Here is a 19653-nt window from a genome sequence, read left to right on the forward strand (position 1 = left end):
TCCTCAGTCGAACGAATAGGTGAAGTCGCCGTCGCTCACGCCGACTTCGACTTTTTCCACGCTGCGGCCATCGACGAGACGGCTCAGGAATTCCGTGCTCACGCGCGGCAGCACGGTGTTGGTCAGAATGGCGTCGATCATCCGGCCGCCGCTCGCGAGTTCGGTGCAGCGCCGCGCGATCTGGCCGACCACCGCGTCGTCGTACTCGAAACTCACGCGATGCCGCTCCCCGATGCGCCGCCCGATGCGCGCGAGTTGCAGGCGGATGATCGCATCGAGCATCGCTGCGTCGAGCGGGTAATACGGGATCACTGCGACGCGTCCGAGCAGCGCCGGGGCAAACGCTTCGAGCAGCGGTTCGCGCAGCGCCCGCGCGATGTCTTCCGGTGAAGGCGCTTCATGTCTGCCGCCGCACAGATGCGTGATGAGTTCGGTGCCGACGTTCGTCGTGAGCAGGATCAGCGTGTTGGAAAAGTCGATCTCGCGGCCTTCGCCGTCTTCCATGCGGCCTTTGTCGAAGACCTGGAAGAAGAGCTTGTGCACGTCCGGATGCGCCTTCTCGAATTCATCGAGCAGCACGACGCTGTATGGACGGCGGCGCACCGCCTCGGTCAGCACGCCGCCCTCGCCGTAGCCCACATATCCCGGCGGCGCGCCTTTCAGGAGCGAGACCGTATGCGCTTCCTGATACTCGCTCATGTTCACGGTGATGACGTTGTCTTCGCCGCCATAGAGCGCCTCGGCGAGCGCGAGCGCGGTTTCCGTCTTGCCGACGCCCGAGGTGCCCGCCAGCATGAACACGCCGACGGGCTTGCACGGATCGTCGAGACCGGCGCGCGCGGTCTGCACGCGTCGGGCGATCATCTTCATCGCGTGATCCTGTCCGACGATGCGCCGATTCAGCGTCTCGGCCAGATCGAGCACGCTCGCGGCTTCGTCGCGGACCATGCGGCCGACGGGAATGCCGGTCCAGTCCTGCACCACCGATGCGACCGCGTGCGCATCCACGCCCGGCAGGATCAGCGGCGCTTCGCCCTGGCGTTGCGCGAGTTCGTCGGTCAGCGCCTTGAGATCCGCGAGCGTGACGGATTCGCCGCCTTCCTCGATCGCGCGCCGCGCCGCGAGAATGCGGCCGACGAGCGCGCGCTCCGCTTCCCAGTGCGCGGTGAGATCGGCGAGGCGCGCGCGTTCGGCGTCGAGCCGCGCGGCGACATCGGCGGCGCGTTCTTGAGTATCGATGCCGAGCGCCGCTTCGCGCGCCACGATCTCGCTTTCCGTCGTCCACGTCTCGATGCGCCGCTTCGCATCGTCGAGGGCGGGCGGCAGCGCCTGCTGGCTCACCGCGACGCGCGCGCAGGCGGTGTCGAGCAGGCTCACGGCCTTGTCCGGCAGCTGACGCGCCGGAATGAAGCGATGCGACAGCTTGACCGCCGCCTCCAGCGCCTCGTCAAGCACCTGCACGCCGTGATGCCGCTCCATCTTGCGCACGAGGCCGCGCATCATCGCGATCGCGCCCGCTTCCGTCGGCTCCGGCACCTTCACCACCTGAAAGCGCCGCGTGAGCGCCGGGTCCTGCTCGATGTGCTTCTTGTATTCCACCCACGTCGTCGCCGCGATGGTCCGCAGCGTGCCGCGTGCGAGCGCGGGCTTGAGCAGGTTGGCCGCGTCGCCGGTGCCCGCCGCGCCGCCCGCGCCGACGAGCGTGTGCGCCTCGTCGATGAACAGAATCACCGGCTTCTCCGACGCCTGCACCGCTTCGATAACCTGCTTCAGGCGGTTCTCGAATTCGCCCTTCACGCTCGCGCCCGCCTGCAGCAGGCTGACATCGAGCGTGCGCACGACGGCGTCGCCCAACGCGGGCGGCACGTCCCCCGCGACGACGCGCTGCGCGAAGCCTTCCACCACCGCCGTCTTGCCGACGCCCGCCTCGCCCGTGAGGATCGGGTTGTTCTGCCGGCGGCGCATGAGAATGTCGATGCACTGGCGAATCTCCATGTCGCGCCCGACGATGGGATCGAGCTTGCCTTCGCGCGCCTCGGCGGTGAGATCGACGGTATAGCGGGCGAGCGCATCGTTCTGCGCGAGCGGCGCGGCGGTCTCGGCGGCGGCGCTGGGAACTGCCGAAGCCTGCGCTTCCGGCGAGCCGGCGAGCAGCGCGTCGAAGCGGGCGGAGAGCGCATCGAAACTGATTTTCTCGAACTGGCGGGACATCGCGTAGAGCGCATTGCGCAGATTCGGCGTGCGCAACATGCCGATCACGAGATGTCCCGTGCGCACCTTCGCCGCGTTGAACATCAGCGAGCCGAAGACCCAGCCGCGCTCGACGGCTTCATCGACTTGCGCGGAGATATCGGAAACGGATGTCGCGCCGCGCGGCAGGCGATCGAGCGCGACGGTGAGATCGCGTTGGAGCGCGGCTTCGTCCAGTTCGAAATGCCGCACGAGGCGGCGCACATCCGAATCCGCCGCGAGCAGGATCTGATGCATCCAGTGCGCCAGTTCGACATACGGATTGCCGCGCAGCTTGCAGAACGCGGCGCCGTTTTCCATCGCACGATAGGCAAGCGCGTCGAGCTTGCCGAACAGCGCCATGCGGCTGATTTCAGTCATGATGAATCTCCTTGCCTGGGGTTGGCTTCTGGCCCGTTTTCGCCTGCCCGGCGATCACGACCCGATGGTTGTCATGGACCGGCGCGCCGCTCGTGAGCCACGTGTTCCAGCCGAGTCGCGCGCCGCTTTTCGCGTTCGCTTTCAGACGCAGCGGCGGCACTTCCTCGCGCGTGAGATGCAGCGCCACGTCCCAGTCGAGCGGATCGCGCACGTAGTTGCGGACCCAGTCGGCGAGCTTCGCGAGGCTCGCGCCGCCCGGCAGAAAGCGCAGGAAATCGGCATAACCGAGCGGCCCGATCACGATGCGAAACTTGTGCTGGCAGTCCCAGACCCGCGTGCCGACGACCGTCGATACGCCGAGCCGCGCGCCGCCGAGGCATGTGCGTGCGTCTTCCGGCAGCGTGATCCAGTGGCCGCGCCACGGTTCGATACGCACGTTCACGCCGAAAAAGCGCGCGAGAATCAGCCGCAGTCCGTCGGCATGGCGCGTCGGCGCGGCGAGCACGCCCGCGAAATGACGTTTGGCGGAATCGGGCACGGCGTCGCGATTGGCGAGCGCGGGCGCGCCCAGACCGAAGAGACTGCCGACGTAGCCCGCGAAACGATCGTCGTGCGGACGGTCGGCGCTCACGACCGGCTGCGCATCCGCCCACGCGCGATAGAACAGCGACAGCATCCGGTGATGGAACACGTCGAGAAAGCGGGCGAGCGTCGGATCGTTCGCGTTGCGCATGCGCTCGCGCACATACGCGGTCAGATGCGTCGGCAGCGGGCCGTTCGGTCCGAGCAGGCCGAGAAAATTCACCGCGAGCCGGCCGGGCTTGCCCTCCTCGCCCGGCACATAGTCGCCGAGCGTCGTCGGATGAAAGATCAGTTCAGGGTCTTGCGAGAGCCGCACGGCGTCGTCGCGCGCGGAGAGCGACCGGCCGAGACGCGGACGCTCGCCATGCGCCTGCTCGATCAGCCGCAGCGCCTGAAAGAAGTCGAAGCGGCGGGCCTCGCGCGCGAGCACGCCGTCGATGGTCAGAGCGTCGCGCATCGTCCTGTCCTCGCTGGCCACTGCATGATCGGGCCGCGCGCGAGCGTCGCGACGGCGGTCTCGGTGAACGAATTGATCGACACGTACTGCGCGAAGAACCGCGCGAGCACCGCGCCGAGCAGGAAGGCGCTCGCGCCTTCGAACGCGGCGTCGTCGAAATGCAGCGCGATCGCGAGACCGCGCCCGTAGACGATCGGTCCCGGCGACGGCAGCCGCCGCACGACCGGCGCGCACGACACCGAGCGCAGCCCTTCCACCTGCCGATGCGCGGCGGCATCGTCGGCGGGACAGTAGAGCGCGAGCAGTTCGCGCAGCGCGCGTGCGCCTTCGTGCTCGTTCGCATCGACGAGCGACGCGTAGTTGAGCGAAAGATGATCGAGCAGCCGCCACGCCGCCGGTCCTTCCGCGAACGAAGGCAGCGGCCGGCTCGGGCCCGCGACGCAGCGCACGGCGGTGACGGGCGCTTCCGTCTCCAGCGTGAAGTCGGTCGATCCCGCGCCGACGGGCATCGACAGCGGCAGGTCGCGGTTCGTGCACCACGCGCTGATGCCGAGCTGACGCACGTCGCCGCGCTCGGGCGCGCTAGCGGCATCGACCAGCGCGATGAACGCTTCGCTGCCGAGGTAGCTGCTGCGCGCGCCGTTCTGCTGCTGTCGCACCGACGCGCGCCGCGACTCGCGCCGCAGTTGATAGAACGCGCCGCCTTCGCCCGGCCTGTCGAGGTCCTTCGCGCAGTGGAACGGCCGATACTGCTTCTGCGCGTCGGCCCCCGCGCCGTAGCCGGTGACTTCGTCGATCTGATGGATTTCGTAGTCCATCGGACGCGTGCGGTCGACGACGACGTGATATTCGAACTCCGTCTCCGACAGCGCGACGCGGTCGGTGCGGCGGGGAAACAGGTTGACGGCGGGCGTGCAGTCGAGCGCGAAGTTCGATGCATCGACGCTGCGTTCGAGCGATGCATCGGCCTGATCGAGCAGGATCACGATCTCCGCTTCCCGCCCGCGGCACTGACGCAACGCATCGCGCAAGCCGTTCAGTTCGACGAACATGAAGCGCGGCGCGAACGCGAAATACTCCTGCAGCAGCCGGTAGCCATCGAAGGATTGCCGGCCGACCGGCAAGAGCGCCTCGTCTTCGGCGAAACCGAGCGGCCGCAGCGCGGTCTTCGGCAACACGGCGACGGTGGTTGACGCACTCGTGCCATTCCCCGGCTGCATCACCGCCACACCGACGCAACGCCCGAGCAAACGTTCATGCAGCTTCGACGGCAGGCCATCAGGACCGCGCAGATAGAGCGCGAGCGTGTCGAGCGAGAGCCGGTCGAAGCCGAGCGAGCCGGTCGCGCGCAGACGCAGGCGCAAGCCCGCCTTGACGTTCGCGGGCAACGCCGGCGATTGCGCACCGAGCGCGCCCGCATGCGTGAAGAACTTCGCCTGCGCGATCTCGATGGGCCACAGCGTGACCGCATGCGCCGTGCGAAATTCGCAGCGCGTGGACGCGGACTTGTCGAGCATGCCGCGCAGCGCGGTATGACGCGGCACGACGATGCCATCGGCGCTCGATGCGAGTTGCGGGTTCGCGTGATCGGCCTGAAGCTGCACGACGGCCATCGACGGCGTCGGCGCGAGATAGTGCGGATACGCCAGTTCCAGCAAATGCTGCGTGAAGCGCGGAAACTCGGCATCGAGCTTCATCTGCACGCGCGCCGCGAGAAAGCCGAAGCCTTCCAAGAGCCGCTCGACATACGGGTCCGCGCATTCGAGACCATCGAGCGCGAGCCGTCCGGCAATCTTCGGAAACGCGGCGGCGAATTCGCCGCCCATCTCGCGGACGTGCTGAAGCTCCTGGCTGTAGTACTTGAGGAAGGCGGGATTCATGCTGACTGCTCCATCGCCGATGCATCGGAGACGCGCGCCTCGCCCGCTTCGAGATCCAGTTCCGTGCGCAGGAACAGGCGTTCGGGATACGGCTGCGACCACATGTCCGCCTCGATCTCGAAGCGGATCACGTGGCCGCCGCGTGCGCCTTTCGCGTCGTCGATCGCGGTCACGCGCACCGATTCGCGCGCGAGACGCGGCTCGAATGCCCACAGCGCATCCCGGATCAGGCGCTCCAGCGCACCCGATGCGAGCGCGGCGACGTCGCGGCCCGCGAGATCCGGCAGGCCGTAGTTGAGCACCGACGTCGCCACATGCGGCAGGTTCGCCGCGTCCGTTCCATTCCCGAGACCGCTCGCGTTGAGCAGCCAGCCGATATCGCGTTGCACGCTCTGGCGCAGCGCACGCGCCGAGATCACGCGATGCTCGCGGGATTCATGACGCGCATGCGGTTCGAAGTCGGTCAGGCGGTCCAGCAACGAAGGCTGCAGGCGGTCGCGGGCGGAAGGTTCGGACATGGACGGCTCCTTTTACGCGGAATGGACGGACTTCAGGCGGATCACGCGGCCTTCGCCGTCGGCAGCTTCGACACGAGCCGCAGCGATACCGTCAGACCTTCCAACTGGTAATGCGGACGCAGGAAGAACTTCGACGTGTAGTAGCCCGGATTGCCCGCCACTTCTTCCACGATGACCTGTGCATCGGCGAGCGGCTTGCGCGCCTTGGTGTCGTCGGAGGAATGCGTGGGATCGCCATCGACGTATTGAAGAATCCAGTTCTGCAGCCAGCGCTCCATGTCGTCGCGTTCCTTGAACGAGCCGAGCTTGTCGCGCACGATGCACTTCAGGTAGTGCGCGAAGCGGCAGCACGCGAACAGATACGGCAGCCGCGCGGCGAGATTCGCGTTGGCGGTGGCGTCAGGGTCTTCGTATTCGGCCGGCTTGTGCAGCGATTGCGCGCCGATGAAAGCCGCGAAGTCCGAGTTCTTCTTGTGCACGAGCGGCATGAAGCCGTTCCTGGCCAGTTCGGCCTCGCGCCGGTCGCTGATCGCGATCTCGGTCGGGCATTTCATGTCGACGCCGCCGTCGTCCGTCGGGAACGCATGGACGGGCAATCCTTCGACCGCGCCGCCCGACTCGACGCCGCGAATGCGCGAGCACCAGCCGAACGTCTTGAACGAGCGCGTGATGTTCGCCGCCATTGCATACGATGCGTTCGCCCACGCGTACTTGCTGCTGTTCGCGCCCGCCGTGTCTTCCTCGAAATCGAACGCTTCGACCGGATCGGACTTCGCGCCGTAGGGCGCACGCGCGAGAAAGCGCGGCATCGCGAGACCGATGTAGCGCGAGTCTTCCGAATCGCGCAGCGAGCGCCACGCGGCGTGTTCGGGCGTCTGAAAGATCTTGGTGAGATCGCGCGGATTCGCGAGTTCCTGCCACGATTCCATCAGAAGCGCGGCAGGGTCCGCGCCCGCGATGAAAGGCGCATGCGCCGCCGCCGCGATCTTCGCGATCTGCGTGAGCAGGTCCACATCCGGGCCGCTGTGATCGAAGTAGTAATCCGCGACGAGCGCGCCGTAAGGCTCGCCGCCGAACTGGCCGTACTCCTCCTCGTAGAGCTTCTTGAAGAGCGGGCTTTGATCCCACGCGACCCCGCGATACTTCTTCAGCGTCTTGTGCAGCTCCGGCTTGGAGATGTTCAGCACGCGGATCTTGAGCGACTCGTCGGTCTCCGTGTTGTTCACGAGGTAATGCAGGCCGCGCCATGCGCTTTCGACTTTCTGGAACGGCTCGCTATGCAGGATCAGGTTGATCTGCCCGGTGAGCGTCCGGTCGATCTGCGCGATGAGCGCCTCGATGGTCGCGAGGACATCGCCGGAAATCACGCCGGTGTCGCGCAATGCCTGCTCGGCGAGCGTGCGCACCGCGTTCTCCACGGCGTCGCGGGCATGATCGGACTTCGGCTTGAATTCCTTTTGCAGCAGCGTGGAGAAGTCGTCGAGTTCGGGCGCCGCGTCCATGACGGCGGAGCTGCGCTGTGGCTGGATGCTGAGGTCGTTCATCGCGTCATGCTCCGGTGTTGGGTTGGCCGGCGTCGTCGTTCGGACGCGGCTGGGCGGCGAGCGCCTTCATCAGCGCGGGCTCTTCGAGCAGGCGCGCGATCAGCGCTTCGGCGCCGGTCTTGCCGTCCATGTAGGTCATGAGGTTGGCCAGTTGCGTGCGCGCTTCCAGCAGTTGCCGCAGCGGTTCGACTTTGCGGGCGATCGCGGCGGGCGTGAAGTCGTCCATGCTCTCGAAGGTGAGATCGACCGCGACGTTGCCTTCGCCCGTCAGCGTGTTCGGCACCTGCACCGCGACGCGCGGCTTCATCGACTTGAGGCGTTCGTCGAAGTTGTCGACGTCGATCTCGAGAAACTTCCGCTCGGCGGCAGGCGCGAGCGGCTCGGAGGGCTCTCCCGAGAGGTCCGCGAGCACGCCCATCACGAAGGGCAAGTTGACCTTCTTTTCCGAGCCATAAACTTCGACGTCGTATTCGATCTGCACGCGCGGCGCACGATTGCGCGCGATGAATTTCTGACTGCTTTCCTTGGCCATGATGTCCATTCCTTTGCTTGTGTTCGGGACCGTCAGACGACCCCGCCCAGATGCCTGAATTGATGTGCGCCATCCGGCGCGACGTCCTCGATGATTTCGATGAAGCTCTTGCCGACCAGTCTCCGCGCGCGTTGCAGCAGCACCGGCAACGGGCTCGACGGTTCGCATTCGGCGTAGTACGCGCAGATCGCGTCGAGCGCGTCGCTCACGTCGCGCGCACTCGCGATTCGCCGGGGCGTGGCGGGTCCGGCCGCGGCGGCGCGATGCGTCGCCGGACCGAAACCCGCGCCCTCTTCACTGCTGCCGGTCTCCGTCGCACTGCTCCTTCCCCCCGTAGCCGGTTCCAGCACGCCGACCCGCGCCGCGACGAACTCGCCGATACGCGCGAGCGGCCTGGCGAGCGCGCCGAAATCGAGCGCGCGCGACGGCCCCACGCGAGCGGTCAGCCTGCTCTCGATATTCGCGAGCGATGCCCTCGCCGACGCGAGCGCCTCGTCCATCGCCCGCGCTTCGCCGATGCCTGCCTGCGCGAACGCCGCATCGATGGCCGCGAGCGTCGGCATCTCGTCGCCATCGGCAAGCGGCGCTTCGCCCGACATCACATCGAGCTCGCGCAGTGCGAAACCACGCTGGCCGCGCGGCGCGACGAAGGGCACATCGCGCAGGTCGCCCACGAGACCCGCGTCGTCGATGAGCGCCGAGAGCGCGTTGACCCGCGCGGTCGGATCGTCGCCGTCGCTGGCGTCGAGTTGCGGATGCACGCCGCCCCAGTGCCGATCGAGCAGCCCTTCGATCAGCGCGAGGCCGCGCGCGAGTCCTGCGAAGCCCTCGCGAACCGTGCTCGAACGCGTGTAATGCACCGCCACGCGAAGATCGCGCGTGCGTCCGAGCAGGGTCGTCGAAAGCGCGTGGGCGAGCGTCCAGTCGGGCGGCGTGGCGGCGATCACGGTGCCGCCGTACTGGGCGTCGGGCTTGCCGGCGATCGCCTCTTCCAGCGACCGAAAATCCGCGCTGTACTCTTCGTCCTCGCCGCACGGAAGATCCGGCGTGAGGTCGGTGAGCCAGCCTGCGATATCTGCGCGATTCATGGTGAGGTCCGTGAGAGGCGTGGGATTTAGTCCGTCAAGCGGCGGCTCATTCCGACTTGTTCTTCGGGATGTTCCACTTGCCCGTCACCACGCCGCCCTTCTTCGCGCCGGTGTTGTCCTGCGGCTGATACTCCATGTTGAATTGCGCGAAATTGAGCGTGATCGTCTCGGAGATCTGATCGCCGCCGCCCGCGCCCATCGAGTGGCTGCTGATGAGCACTTCCTTGAGCGTGAGCTTCAGATACTCGACCGGGTCCTTGCCGCCCGCCTTCCGTAGCGTGAGCACGGCCTCGGGCATGTGCACGCCCTGGCAGCACGACTGCACGATCGTGGGCGAGCTTTTGTCGACGTACTTGCTGATCGTGATGTCCTGCACATTCGCGGTGCCGGTGCCGCCGCCCGTGCCGGTGTGCGTCGTGCCGGTCTGGGCGCATCCCCACGACCAGCTGAACACCTCTATCTCTTCGGCATGACCCACCGCCAGAGATTCACCCTTGATATCGCCCAGCTTGAGAAACATGTCGAAAGCCATTTCAGTCTCCAGAGAAAAATGCGCCTTGCGGCACAGGCAAAATTCGCGTCGCCATTGATCGCGAAAATTGATTTAATTCGGATGTCAAATTGATATCGATGCTTCGCCGTGTTTCGACACACCGCACGTTTAGCCGAGCGCTTGGCGGATCGCCGCCGCCACGGCTGCCACGTCGCCGCGTTCGCAGAGCGCCGCCCAGTGTTCGAGCGTCTCGCGGCTCACGGCGGGTGCTTCGCAAAGCTGTGCAAAACGTGCGAGCGTTGCTGTCGAAGCGGCTATGCTATGAAAACGTTCGCGTCCGATGCACGCGTCCAGCATGACTGCCATGCCTGCCTGTCGTGCGCGGTCGAGGAGGGTCTCCATGATCTGTCTCCTATTCGGTTCGAGTGCGCGCCGTTGCGCGATCCGTGACCCGAAAACAACTGCCCCCGTCCGCTTATTCCGCAAAAAAAATCGAAAAATTCGCGGAATAGATCGGCGTCTCGAGTGTTGTCAATCATGAGCGCGCCCATCACAGGAGCTGCCCCGATGAACGACGACGATCTGCCGACCGTTCTGCCGACGTTGTTGCCGCGCCTGTGGCGGTTCGCGCTGCGGCTCACGCAGAACCAGCACGACGCCGAAGATCTCGTGCAGCGCGCCTGCGTGCGGGCGCTGGAGCGGCGCAGTCAGTTGCAGCCGGGCACATCGACGTTGAGCTGGCTCTTTTCGATCGTGCATTCGACATGGATGAACGAATTGCGCGCACGTTCGATCCGTAACCGCGGCAGCATGGACTGGCAGGACGAGGAAATCGAATCGTTCGCCGATCCGTCGGCGCGCAATCCGGAGCTGGATTTGCTGCATCGCCAGGTGATCGACGCGGTCGAGGCGCTTCCCGAAGCACAGCGCGTCGTGATGGTGCTGGTGGCGATCGAGGGCTTGAGCTATCGCGAGGCCGCCGACGTGCTCGACGTGCCGATCGGCACGATCATGAGCCGGCTTTCACGCGCGCGGCTGACGATCGGTCAGCGCTTCAGCGTGCAGGCGCCGGGGGCAGGTAGAAAAGGAGAATCCTTATGATGAATGTCGATGATTCGCTGCTGATGTCGTACGTCGACGGGGAGCTTTCGCCGGAGCAGCGCGCGGAAGTCGAAGCGGCAATTGCGCACTCCGACGAACTCGCGGCGCGCGCGGCGGCGCTGCAGGCGTCGGTGCTGCCGTATCGCGCCGCGTACGACCGTCAAACGGTGCCGCCGGTGCCGGAGAGCCTCACGCGCCGCATCGAGGAATTGGTGAGCGTGAGCACGACGCAAGAGCGCAAGCGTTCGCGCGGCTCGCGCCGTTTCTCCATGTTCCCGATGCAGTGGGCCGCCGCTGCATTCGTCGCGGGCGCGATCTGCTCGGGCGTGCTGACCGGCTATCTCGGCGGCTACAACCCGTTCAATCGCGGCGCCGATCCGTGGGTGCAGAGCGTGGCCGACTATCAGGTGCTGTACGGGCGCGACACGGTCTCGAATCTGCGGGAAGACAAGGTCAGCACGCAGCAAGTGCTCGCCGACATCCATCAACGCGATGGCATGCCGATCGATGTTCCGGATCTGCGTGAGGCCGGTCTCAAGTTCAAGCGCGTGCAGCGCCTGAATTACCATGATCGCCCGCTGATTCAGATGGTGTATCTGCCGGAGCGCGGCGATCCGGTCGCGTTGTGCGTGATCGAGGAAAACAAGGGTGACGCGCCGGTGCACGCCGGTCAGGTCGGGGAAATGAAGACGGTCACGTGGCGCACGAACCGGCTCGCTTATGTGCTGCTGGCGAAAGCGCCGTCGCTGGATCTTCAGGCTGTCGGCAACAGCATCGCCAGTGGGAAGACCGTTCCGCTCTATAGCAGCGGCGACGCGGACGTATCGCGTGATAGTTGATCGAATAGAGGAGCGAGAAAAGGGACCGGGCTTGTCTGCGCGCCCGGTCCCCTTCCCTTGCGCGTTACTGAGACATCGCGCCCGATGCCGGATGGTCCTTGCCCATCGCATCGTGTTTCTTCATCTTGTCGCTCTTGCCCATCGAGTCGTGAGACATGGCGCCCTTCTTCATCGAGTCTTTCGACATCGAGTCTTTCGACATGGCGTCGTTCGACATCGCGCCGCTCGCCTGGGCGAACACATTCATCGCGCCAATCGAAAGCGCCGCTGCGAGCACTGCCGTCATCAATCGCTTCATTGCTTCTCCTTGGTGAGTCTTGCATGGCATCCGGACAATCCGGAACCGGTGGATGGCGCGGCGCTCAGGAGCCGCCGAACCAGTTGTATCCCTGGTCGACCCAATAGCCGCCCGGATACGTGTTCGTGACGAATATCTCGACGATGTGCTTCGGGTTCTTGTAGCCGAGCTTGGTCGGCATGCGCAGCTTCATCGGATAGCCGTACTTCGCGGGCAGACGCTCGCCGTCGTATTCGAAGGTCAAGAGCGTCTGCGGATGCAGCGCCGTGGGCATGTCGATGCTCTCGTAGTAGTCGTCGGCACAACGAAAGCCCACGTACTTCGCCGTCGTATCCGCGCCCACGCGACGCAAGAAGTCCGAGAACGGCGTGCCGCCCCAGCGCCCGATCGCGCTCCACCCTTCGACGCAGATATGCCGCGTGATCTGCTCCGCGTGCGGCAGCGCGTAAAGCTCCGGCAAGGTCCATACGCGCTGGCCCGTGACGAGACCGCTCACTTTCAGGCGATAGTCGTCGCCATTCACTTCGGGCACGTCGTCGATTCCATAGAACGCATTGAATGGAAACGGCCGCGTGATTTGCGCCTCGGTGTAAGTCGGCGCGAGCCGCTTCGGATCGAAGAGCAACGCCTGCGCGCGATCGTTCAGGCGCGATACGGCGGCGAGGAATGTGTTCACCGATTTGTCGTCGGTCAGCGAGCAGCCGGTCAGAAGCGACAGCCCGCCCAGCGTCAGCACGCGCTTGCCGAAGAGGCGCCGCGAAGGGTTGTCGAGTTCGCGGTGCGCATCGGCCAGCACGGATGCGCGATCCACGTTGATGATTCGCTTGTGGTCGGTTTTCATGGCATCAGGTCCGGGTTGCATCAGCGGCCGCGCAGCATCGTGAGCAGCGAGCGCGGCACGAGCGCGACCATCGCCACATGCACGACGACGAATGCCGCCATGAACGCCATCGCGCAGAAATGCACGATGCGCGCGTTGTCGTAACCGCCCATCAGCTCGCGCAGCAGCGGGAATTGCACCGATTTCCAGATCGCGAGTCCCGACAGCACGATCACGAACAGATCGACGATGACTGCGAGATAAGCGAGCTTCTGCACCGCGTTGTACTGGCGCAGGTCGGCGTGCGAGAGCTTGCCGCTCAATGCAGCGGCGAGATCGCGCAGCACGGCGCGCGGCGACAGCGGAAAGAACTTCGCGAAGAACCGGCCGCTCGCCACGTTCAGCACTACATAGACGATGCCGTTGAAGACCAGCAGCCACATCGCCGCGAAATGCCACTGCAACGCGCCGCCGAGCCAGCCGCCGAGCGTGATCGAAGGCGGAATGACGATCTGCCTGAACACCGGCGATGCATCGTAGATGCGCCAGCCGGACAACATCATGATGAGCGCGGCCAATGCGTTGAGCCAGTGCGTCACGCGCAGCCATAGCGGATGAATCGGCGCATCGCGGCGCGAGCGTTCGTGCGCGGATGAAACGGGCGCTTTGATCGTTTCCATATCGTCACCTCGATGGTCGGCCTGTGAGTCGGTTACCGGTTAGTTCGTCGCGGATGCATCGCCGGTTACAGACGTTTCATTGAATTTGCGTCTTCGTCAGGTGAGTTCGTCCGCTGCCCGAAAAAAGTTACAGCCACGCTGTAACGCGCGACGGCCAGGCAGCGAACTAACTTCGAGCAGGAGGTGAACGACGACATGAATCAGGAAGGCGCTATTGAGACGAGTCACGGCTTCGGCTACCCTGAAGCGATCGAACCACGGCATGACGGCCGTCTCGCGTTTGCTGCGGCGGGCGTGTGGTCTTCCGCTGCTTCTTCATTCCTTACTTCGTCCCGTCGCACCGGATACACAGGAACCATGTTGCAAGATGCGGAAAGCCGGCTGAAAGCGCTGTTCATCGGCGGACTCGATGGCGACCAGAGCGCATATCGCGGCTTTCTGCAGGACCTCACGCGGCATTTGCGCGGCTATCTGCGCAAGCGCATCGCGCGTCGTCCCGAAGATGTCGAAGACCTCGTGCAGGAAATTCTGCTGGCCGTTCATAACGCGCGTCACACGTATCGTCCGGATGAGCCGTTGACGGCGTGGCTGCACGCCATTGCCCGCTACAAGCTGATGGACTTCTTCCGCGCTCATGCGCGCCGCGACTCGCTGAACGTTCCGCTCGACGATCACGAGGAACTGCTCGCCGCCATCGATGACGAACCGGCAGAGGCGCGCCACGACGTCGGGAAATTGCTCGAACATCTGCCGGACAAGCAGCGCCTGCCGATCGTTCATATGAAACTGGAGGGAATGTCAGTGACGGAGACCGCGCGGATCACGGGTCTTTCCGAATCGGCCGTGAAAGTGGGCGTGCATCGCGGTCTCAAGGCACTCGCCGCAAAAATTCGGGGACTCCGATGAAAACCGACGAACTCATCACGCTCCTCTCGAATCAGGTGACGCGCGTCGATCGCACGGTCGCGTCGCGCCGCTTCGCGCAGGCGCTGCTGCTCGGCGCGGCAGGCTCGCTCGTTCTGATGAGCATCGTGTTCGGCGTGCGGCACGACATCGGCATCGTCGCGCGCACGGGAATCTTTTGGGCGAAGCTCGCGTTTCCGCTGGCGACGGCCATCGGCGCGATGCTCGTTATCGACCGCATCGGCCGCCCGGGCGGGCGTATCGGCTATTCATGGGCGATCGTCGCGTTGCCTTTCGTCGCGGTGTGGATCGGCGGCTGGCTGGTTTTGGACGCAGCGGATTCCACCGCGCGCTCGGCGCTCGTGCTCGGGCATACGTGGCGCACCTGCCCGTTCAACATCCTGCTGCTCTCGGTGCCGACGTTTCCCGCCGCGATGTGGGCGATGCAATCGCTCGCACCGACGCGCCTGCGGCTCGCCGGCGCCGTCGCGGGATTGCTGGCGAGTTCGACCGCGACCATCGTCTACTGCCTGCATTGCCCGGAGATGAGCCCCGCGTTCTGGGGCGTGTGGTACGCAATCGGCATGTTGCTGCCGGCGCTCATCGGCGCATGGCTGGGGCCGCGGCTCTTGCGATGGTAGGCGGCGTCGAGCGTCGCCGACTCATGCTCACGAAGCCTTCATCAAATGCTTGCCGATGACTAACTGCTGAATCTGAGTCGTGCCTTCATAGAGGCGCAGCAAGCGAACGTCGCGGTAGAAACGTTCGACCTTGTACTCGCTGATATACCCGGAACCGCCGTGGATCTGAACGCCACGGTCTGCCACGCGGCCCACCATCTCAGTAGTGAACATCTTTGCGCAAGACGCTTGCATGCTGACTTCGGGATCGCTCACGCCGAATGGCTTCGCGTCGTAACGGCTCGCCACGGACTGAACCAGCGACCAGCCGGCCAGCAGTTCGGCCTGGCTGTCCGCCAGCATCGCCTGTACGAGTTGAAAGTCGCCGATGCGCTGACCGAATTGCTTGCGTTGTTGAGCATAGGCCACGCTTTCCTGCAGGATGCGGCTCGCCATTCCACATGCGAGTGCTGAAACGTGAAGACGGCCGCGATCCAGCACTTTCATCGCCGTCTTGAAGCCTTTGCCCGGTTCGCCACCGATGATATTGGCCGCGGGCACGCGCACGTTGTCCAGATTGACGTCGCACGTCTTGGTGCCGCGTTGCCCCATTTTCTTGTCGGGCTTGCCGAGTGAAAGCCCCGGCGAATCAGCGGGAACGATGAACGCGCTGATGCCGCTTGCACCCGCTCCTTCGGTACGGGCCATCAGCGTGAACGCACCGGCACGCGTTGCGTTCGTGATGAAACGCTTGGTGCCGTTGAGAACGTACGCATTTCCCTCTTTCACGCCCTTTGTCTTGATCGACGCCGCATCCGAACCGGCATCCGGCTCCGTCAGCGCAAAGGAAATGATCAAGTCCCCACTCGCGATGCGAGGCAGATACTCGGCCTTCTGCTCGGGCGTCCCGTCCATCAAGATGCCTTGCGAGCCGATACCGATGTTCGTCCCCACCACCGACCGGAACGCGAGTGCGGTATGGCCGAGTTCATAGGCGACTTCACACTCCTGCGCCAGGCTCAGGCCGATGCCGCCGTACTCCTCGGGAATGGAGATGCCGAACAGTCCTAGTTCCTTCATGTCGGTCACGATATCGACGGGAACCTCATCATGCTCTTCGACATAATCCTCGGCGGGCATGAGTCGCTCTCGCACGAAGCGATGCACGCTGTCTTTGAGAAGCTTAAAGGTTTCGTTATCGAGTGACATGACATCTCCTGTGAATGAGGCACATTGTTCGCGCATCGATGCACCATGACAACGGCAGTGCGGTCGATACCTTGCGCCACGTCGTCTATCTCCACGCAAGCGCGCCTTATGCTCGCGCCGCGAAATCCAGATACGCCCGCACCGCCGCCGCCCGCTCGAAGCGCCGGTACATCATCGCGACTTCCGAAGGCACCGCCTTCCCCGCGATCTCCCGATACTCCACGCCCGGCACCGTCACGCACTGCGCGAGCGAACGCGGCACGACAGCGACATCGCCGCCCAGCGACACGAGCGCGAGCACGGCGGCGAGCGTGCCCGGCCGCGCGACGATGCGCGCCGGAAAGCGTCCGCGCCGCGCCACTTCGAGCGTGCCGGATTCCTGCTCCGGAACCACGAACGCCTGATCGCGCAACTGCGCCGGCGCGATGACGCTGCTCGCCGTCAGCGGCGAATCGGCGGGCAACGCGACGATGAACGCATCGCGATGCACGGTGCGCGCCTCCACGCCCTCCGGTTGAGGCACGGGCGGCCGCACATACGCGATGTCGATGCGCCCGTCGCCCAGCAGCGCACCGGCGTCGCGCATCACGATTTCCTCGATGCCGATCTCGACCTGCGGAAAGCACGCGCGAAAGCCGCGCACGGTCGTCTGAAGCACGCCCGAATACACCGCCGACCCGACATAGCCGATCACGATCTTGCCCACTTCCCCGCGCTCCGCCAGCGCCGCGCGTTCGGCGCCGCGCGCGAGATGATCGAGCGCGGTCGCGGCTTCGTCGAGATAGGCGACGCCCGCCGCCGTCAGTTCGACCGAACGCTTCGTGCGATGAAAGAGGCGCACGCCGAGCAGCCGCTCCGCTTCCTGAATCTGCCGGGTGAGCGCGGGCGGCGCGATGCCGAGTTCTTCCGCGGCGCGCGCGAAATGCAGATGCCTCGCGACACTCAGGAAGCAGCGCACATGACGCAGTTCAACGGACATTTCGGTATTTACGAATTCGTTAATTATTCAGCGATTCTATGCCAATGACGGGAAAGACGATCGGCTCTAGCATCGGCGTATCGAATAGTCCTTCCGCCCACCTCATGTCCGAAACGAAAGAACGCGCGGGTTCTGCCCGCTTCGTGCTGCTCACCGCGTCCGCGACGTGCGCGCTCATCACGCTCGATACCAATGTCGTCGCGGTCGCGCTGCCGTCCATCGCGCGGGATTTTCACGCGGGCTTCGCCGATGTCGAATGGGTCGTCAGCGCGTATATGGTTGCGTTCGCCGCGTGCCTGTTGCCCGCCGGCGCGCTCGCCGACCGCATCGGCCGCAAGCGGATGCTGATCGCCGGGCTTGCCGTGTTCTCGCTGGCGTCGCTCGGCTGCGGGCTCGCGCCGTCGGCGGTCGCGCTGAACGTCGCGCGCGCGGCAAAGGGCGTCGGCGCGGCGATGCTGCTCACGTCGGCGCTCGCGATCATCGCGAATACCTTCCACGAAGGCGCGGCGCGTGCGTGGGCGGTGTGGGGCACGTGCATGGGCGTGTCGACGACCATCGCGCCGCTCGTCGGCGGCGTCATCACGCAATGGGCCGGATGGCGCTGGATCTTCCTGATGAACCTGCCGATCTGCGCGCTGCTCGCGGCCTGCGCGTGGCGCGGCATGCGCGAATCGCGCAACCGCGAAGCAGGCGCACTCGACCTCGCGGGCAGCGCGCTGTTCGCCGCCGCGCTCGCACTCGGCATCTGGGCGCTGATCGACGCGCAAGCGGACGGCTGGGCGAGCTGGCGCACCGAGGCGCGTCTGGCGGCGTGCGCGGTGCTATTCGTCGTCTTCGTGCGGGTACAGCGCTCGCGCGCCCACGCGATGATTGACCTCGCGCTGTTCCGCCAGCCGCGCTTCGTCGCCGCCGTGCTCGCCATGTTCGGCTACGCCGCATGCGCGCAGGTCATGATGACCTTCCTGCCGCTTTATCTGCAGAACGCATTCGGCCTGCCGGCGGTGCGCGCGGGTATCGGCATGCTGCCGTTCGCGATCGCGATGGTCGTCGGGCCCTACATCGGCGCGGCGCTCGGCAAGCGCGTGCCGGGCATGGCGCTGTTGACGCTCGGGCTTACGATCATCGGCGCGGGCAATCTGCTGACGGCGCTGTTCGCGGGCATGTCCAACTACGCGTTGATCGCTGTCGGGATGATCGTTACCGGGCTCGGCGCGGGCGTGCTCAATGGCGATACGCAGAAGGCGATCATGGCGTGCGTGCCGCCGAATCGCACCGGCATGGCTTCGGGCATCAGCACGACCACGCGCTTTACCGCCATCGTCACGTCGGTTGGCGTGCTCGGCGCGGTGCTCGCGACACGTACGCAAGCCGCACTCGATTCGCACGCGGGCGATTTCGTGCAGGCCGGTAACGGATTCGACGCGGCCTTTCTTTCCCGCCTCCTCGCGGGCGATCTCGCGCATGCCGGCGCAAACCTGAGCGGCCCGGCGGGCGCAGCGGTCGCCGCGATCGCACGCGCGAGTTTCGCGAGCGGCTTCTCTGCGGCACTCGGCGTGGCGGGCATCTGCGCGCTGACGATCGCGGCGGCGGTCTGGCTGCTCGGCGGGCGCGTGCGGACCGAAAGCAGCGCGCAAGCGCAGGGGAAAGCCGGATCAGCGTTGCCGGAATAACGCGGTTTAACGCATTCTCATGAAGCTCGGTTTCGCGGCGCGCAGCATTCCGTCCTATGCTTCATCTGGCGCCATGCAACCGGAGTGACATCGTGATGAACAGCCTCGAAGGAAAGATCGTCGCCGTCACGGGCGGCTTCGGCAGCCTGGGACGTGCGACGGCGCGCGTGCTGGCCGGACGCGGCGCGCGCATCGCGCTGATCGGACGAAGCGACAAGGCCGATGCGCTGCCCCCGCCGCTCGCCGATGCATGCATGGTGACGGGCATCGACCTGACGGATGCGAACGCGGCGCACCGGGCAATCGATACGATCGTTCAGCGGATGGGCGGACTCCATGCGCTCGTGAACGTCGCGGGTGCGTTTGCGTGGGAGACGATCGCGGACGGCAGCGTCGACACATGGCAATCGATGTTCGACGTGAATGTGAAGACCGCGCTCAACGCATCGAAGGCGGCGCTCGCGCCATTGAGCGCACAGGAAGGCGGGCGCATCGTCAATGTCGGCGCGCTCGCCGCGCTGAAGGCCGGCACGGGCATGGGCGCCTACGCGGCGTCGAAGGCCGCGCTGATCCGCTTCACCGAGGCGCTCGCGGAAGAACTCAAGGACCGTGGCGTGACGGTGAACGCGGTGCTCCCGTCGATCATCGATACCGCGCCGAATCGCCGCGACATGCCCGACGCGGATTTCTCCCGCTGGGTGAAGGCGGAAGAACTGGGCGCGGTGATCGCGTTTCTGCTTTCGCCCGAGGCGCAATGCATTACCGGCGCGTCGATTCCGGTGAGCGGGCGGGTTTGACGCGTGGGTGACGGCGGGTGTTGCTTGTCGATG

General features: G+C 65.5%; 20 protein-coding genes. 6 read left to right on the forward strand and 14 right to left on the reverse strand.

Annotated features, from left to right (window positions below):
- Positions 1-3 precede the first annotated feature (3 nt).
- The 9 genes from tssH to AWB72_RS24445 form a co-directional block, all read right to left on the reverse strand.
- Positions 4-2610 carry a type VI secretion system ATPase TssH gene (tssH, locus tag AWB72_RS24405; RefSeq protein WP_040053460.1) on the reverse strand — a complete coding sequence of 869 codons (2607 nt, stop codon included), beginning with the start codon at positions 2608-2610 and terminating at the stop codon, positions 4-6.
- A complete protein-coding gene (gene tssG, locus AWB72_RS24410; RefSeq protein WP_052450155.1) occupies positions 2603-3649 on the reverse strand; it encodes a type VI secretion system baseplate subunit TssG in 1047 nt (348 codons plus the stop codon). The genes tssH and tssG overlap by 8 nt, the downstream gene beginning before the upstream one ends.
- A complete protein-coding gene (gene tssF / locus AWB72_RS24415) occupies positions 3634-5529 on the reverse strand; it encodes a type VI secretion system baseplate subunit TssF (RefSeq protein ID WP_040053461.1) in 1896 nt (631 codons plus the stop codon). The genes tssG and tssF overlap by 16 nt, the downstream gene beginning before the upstream one ends.
- Positions 5526-6047, reverse strand: coding sequence for a type VI secretion system baseplate subunit TssE (gene tssE / locus AWB72_RS24420; protein ID WP_040053462.1), 522 nt, complete (start codon positions 6045-6047; stop codon positions 5526-5528). The genes tssF and tssE overlap by 4 nt, the downstream gene beginning before the upstream one ends.
- 41 nt (positions 6048-6088) lie before the next feature.
- Positions 6089-7549: a type VI secretion system contractile sheath large subunit gene (gene tssC, locus AWB72_RS24425; RefSeq protein ID WP_087128788.1), complete on the reverse strand. Its 1461-nt coding sequence runs from the start codon at positions 7547-7549 to the stop codon at positions 6089-6091.
- A gap of 46 nt (positions 7550-7595) precedes the next feature.
- Positions 7596-8123, reverse strand: coding sequence for a type VI secretion system contractile sheath small subunit (gene tssB / locus AWB72_RS24430; protein WP_040053541.1), 528 nt, complete (start codon positions 8121-8123; stop codon positions 7596-7598).
- 32 nt (positions 8124-8155) lie between these two features.
- Positions 8156-9211: a type VI secretion system protein TssA gene (gene tssA / locus AWB72_RS24435; protein ID WP_087128789.1), complete on the reverse strand. Its 1056-nt coding sequence runs from the start codon at positions 9209-9211 to the stop codon at positions 8156-8158.
- A gap of 46 nt (positions 9212-9257) precedes the next feature.
- The gene (locus AWB72_RS24440; RefSeq protein WP_040053465.1) at positions 9258-9743 is read right to left on the reverse strand and encodes an Hcp family type VI secretion system effector; all 486 of its coding nucleotides are present in this window, start codon (positions 9741-9743) and stop codon (positions 9258-9260) included.
- A gap of 129 nt (positions 9744-9872) precedes the next feature.
- Entirely contained in the window at positions 9873-10106 is a 234-nt protein-coding gene (locus AWB72_RS24445; RefSeq protein WP_143754680.1) for a hypothetical protein, read from the reverse strand.
- Between the two features lie 165 nt (positions 10107-10271).
- On the opposite strand from AWB72_RS24445, the gene AWB72_RS24450 reads away from it, so the two are divergent.
- Together AWB72_RS24450 and AWB72_RS24455 are read left to right on the forward strand one after the other, a co-directional pair.
- Positions 10272-10805 (forward strand): RNA polymerase sigma factor, encoded by a 534-nt coding sequence (locus AWB72_RS24450; protein WP_040053467.1) that lies wholly within the window; start codon positions 10272-10274, stop codon positions 10803-10805.
- Positions 10802-11644 carry an anti-sigma factor family protein gene (locus AWB72_RS24455; protein WP_244285734.1) on the forward strand — a complete coding sequence of 281 codons (843 nt, stop codon included), beginning with the start codon at positions 10802-10804 and terminating at the stop codon, positions 11642-11644. The genes AWB72_RS24450 and AWB72_RS24455 overlap by 4 nt, the downstream gene beginning before the upstream one ends.
- Positions 11645-11708: 64 nt before the next feature.
- On the opposite strand, the gene AWB72_RS24460 is transcribed toward AWB72_RS24455, so the two are convergent.
- The 3 genes from AWB72_RS24460 to AWB72_RS24470 all read right to left on the reverse strand — a co-directional run bounded on the left by AWB72_RS24460 (position 11709) and on the right by AWB72_RS24470 (position 13442).
- Positions 11709-11942: a pentapeptide MXKDX repeat protein gene (locus tag AWB72_RS24460; RefSeq protein ID WP_040053468.1), complete on the reverse strand. Its 234-nt coding sequence runs from the start codon at positions 11940-11942 to the stop codon at positions 11709-11711.
- 64 nt (positions 11943-12006) lie between these two features.
- Positions 12007-12783, reverse strand: a complete 777-nt coding sequence (locus AWB72_RS24465; protein WP_040053469.1) for a molybdopterin-dependent oxidoreductase — start codon at positions 12781-12783, stop codon at positions 12007-12009.
- A gap of 20 nt (positions 12784-12803) precedes the next feature.
- Positions 12804-13442, reverse strand: a complete 639-nt coding sequence (locus tag AWB72_RS24470) for a cytochrome b/b6 domain-containing protein (RefSeq protein WP_040053470.1) — start codon at positions 13440-13442, stop codon at positions 12804-12806.
- Between the two features lie 360 nt (positions 13443-13802).
- Here AWB72_RS24470 and AWB72_RS24475 point away from each other — a divergent pair, with 360 nt between their 5' ends.
- Positions 13803-14348, forward strand: coding sequence for a sigma-70 family RNA polymerase sigma factor (locus AWB72_RS24475; RefSeq protein WP_087128800.1), 546 nt, complete (start codon positions 13803-13805; stop codon positions 14346-14348).
- Positions 14345-14986, forward strand: a complete 642-nt coding sequence (locus AWB72_RS24480) for a DUF1109 domain-containing protein (protein ID WP_040053472.1) — start codon at positions 14345-14347, stop codon at positions 14984-14986. Before AWB72_RS24475 ends, AWB72_RS24480 begins: the two co-directional genes overlap by 4 nt.
- A gap of 27 nt (positions 14987-15013) precedes the next feature.
- Here AWB72_RS24480 and AWB72_RS24485 read toward each other — a convergent pair whose 3' ends face one another.
- Both AWB72_RS24485 and AWB72_RS24490 read right to left on the reverse strand, forming a co-directional pair.
- Positions 15014-16174, reverse strand: a complete 1161-nt coding sequence (locus tag AWB72_RS24485; protein WP_040053473.1) for an acyl-CoA dehydrogenase family protein — start codon at positions 16172-16174, stop codon at positions 15014-15016.
- 106 nt (positions 16175-16280) lie between these two features.
- On the reverse strand, positions 16281-17153 hold the full coding sequence (locus AWB72_RS24490; protein WP_040053474.1) for a LysR family transcriptional regulator: 873 nt from the start codon (positions 17151-17153) through the stop codon (positions 16281-16283).
- 104 nt (positions 17154-17257) lie between these two features.
- Between AWB72_RS24490 and AWB72_RS24495 the strand changes: the two genes are divergently transcribed.
- Entirely contained in the window at positions 17258-18823 is a 1566-nt protein-coding gene (locus tag AWB72_RS24495) for an MFS transporter (RefSeq protein WP_052450156.1), read from the forward strand.
- Between the two features lie 92 nt (positions 18824-18915).
- On the forward strand, positions 18916-19620 hold the full coding sequence (locus tag AWB72_RS24500; RefSeq protein WP_208863184.1) for an SDR family NAD(P)-dependent oxidoreductase: 705 nt from the start codon (positions 18916-18918) through the stop codon (positions 19618-19620).
- The last annotated feature ends 33 nt before the right edge of the window (positions 19621-19653 follow it).

The sequence above is a fragment of the Caballeronia concitans genome (assembly GCF_001544615.1).
Classification (GTDB): domain Bacteria; phylum Pseudomonadota; class Gammaproteobacteria; order Burkholderiales; family Burkholderiaceae; genus Caballeronia; species Caballeronia concitans.